Annotated in this window: 1 protein-coding gene; it reads left to right on the top strand. The window is 56.9% G+C overall.

The annotated features are described in order from the left end of the window. On the top strand, nucleotides 1-497 hold a 497-nt coding region (locus AF337_RS15425), incomplete at both ends, for a GntR family transcriptional regulator (protein WP_049732721.1).

Raw genomic sequence — 497 nt, 5'->3', positions numbered from 1 at the left:
GTCCTACGAGACCAGCATCAGTACACTTCGAGAAGTGCTCAATCGGCTGTCGTCCGAGGGGCTTGTCGTTGCCGAGGGACAAAAAGGTTTCGAAGTGTCTCCAGTGTCCGTTTCGGACCTCAAGGAGACTGCGGCGCTGAGGCTTCTGCTGGAAACACATGCGCTGGAGCAGTCGTTCGTGCATGGCGACGTGGAGTGGGAAGCTCCCCTGGTATCAGCGCACTACAAATTGGCGCGGATGGAACAGGTGATGGCATCCGGCGACACCAGCAGGGCAGAGGACTGGAAGCGTTACGACTGGGAGTTTCACCAAGCTCTGATATCCGCCTGTGGATCGAAACTGCTGATGGAGACGCACTCGGTGATCTTCGACAGATATTTGCGATATCAGATGGTTGCCTTGTCCTATCGAGGCGATGTCGCGGCCAATGAACACCAACAGCTTTTGGATGCGGCATTGCGACGTGACGCGGAGACGGCCAAGCGGGTGCTTGTGC

Source organism: Rhizobium ecuadorense (assembly GCF_001187535.1).
Taxonomy (GTDB): Bacteria; Pseudomonadota; Alphaproteobacteria; order Rhizobiales; family Rhizobiaceae; genus Rhizobium; species Rhizobium ecuadorense.
Note: the sequence above shows the minus strand (reverse complement) of the source record. Positions and strands in the feature narration are given on the sequence as shown.